General features: G+C 71.4%; 1 protein-coding gene. It reads right to left on the minus strand.

Going from position 1 to position 1159, the window contains the following annotated elements:
- A partial coding sequence (hemA, locus tag WDW90_RS37370; RefSeq protein ID WP_336492766.1) for a 5-aminolevulinate synthase occupies window positions 1–1159 on the minus strand: 1159 nt, incomplete at both ends.

Below are 1159 nucleotides of genomic sequence, written 5' to 3' on the forward strand. Positions count from 1 at the left end.
TGTCCCAGGTCTCGGCCAGCGCTGCCGTGAGCTTGGCGATGCGGGCCTCGTCGTGGAAGGGCGAGGGCGTGATGCGCAGGCGCTCGGTGCCGCGCGGCACGGTCGGGTAGTTGATCGGCTGGATGTAGATGCCGTGGCGCTCGAGCAGATGGTCGGCGGCCGCCTTGCAGAGCTCGGCATCTCCCACCATCACCGGCACGATGTGGGTGTCGGTGTGCAGCACCGGCAGGCCCGCCGCCTCGAGCGCCGCCTTGGTCCTGGCGGCCTGGCGCTGGTGTGCCGCCCGCTCCTCGCCCGAGCGCTTGAGGTAGCGCACCGAGGCGCGCGCCGCCGCCGCGATGGCGGGCGGGAGCGCGGTGGTGAAGATGAAGCCCGGCGCGTGGCTGCGCACGGCGTCGCACAGCACGCTCGATCCCGTGATGTAGCCGCCGACGCAGCCGAAGCCCTTGGCGAGCGTGCCCTCGATCACGTCGACGCGGTGCATCACCCCGTCGCGCTCGGCGATTCCCGCGCCGCGGGCGCCGTAGAGGCCGACCGCGTGCACCTCGTCGAGATAGGTCATGGCGCCGTAGCGGTCGGCGAGGTCGCAGATCCTGGCGATCGGCGCCACGTCGCCGTCCATCGAGTAGACGCTCTCGAACGCGATCAGCTTGGGCCGGTCGCCCGCCGCGATCAGCAGCTCCTCGAGATGCGCGAGGTCGTTGTGGCGGAAGACCCGCTTCTCGCAGCCCGAGTGGCGCACGCCCTCGATCATCGAGTTGTGGTTGAAGGCGTCCGAGAGGATCAGGCAGTTCGGGATGAGCCGCGCGATCGTCGAGATGCCGGCCTGGTTCGAGACGTAGCCCGAGGTGAAGACGAGGCCCGCCTCCTTGCCGTGCAGGTCCGCGAGCTCGCGCTCGAGGTCGACCAGCGGCGAGGTGTTGCCCGCGATGTTGCGGGTGCCGCCCGCGCCGACGCCGCAGCGCAGGGCCGTCTGGGTCATCGCCGCGACGACCTCGGGGTGCTGGCCCATGCCGAGATAGTCGTTCGAGCACCACACCGTGATCTCGCGGATCGAGCCGTCCGGCCGGCGCCAGTTGGCGGCCGGGAAGCGGCCCGAGATGCGCTCGATATCGGCGAAGACGCGGTAGCGGCGCTCGCCGTGCAGGCGGTCGAGCGC

Source organism: Methylobacterium nigriterrae (assembly GCF_037106235.1).
Classification (GTDB): Bacteria; Pseudomonadota; Alphaproteobacteria; order Rhizobiales; family Beijerinckiaceae; genus Methylobacterium; species Methylobacterium nigriterrae.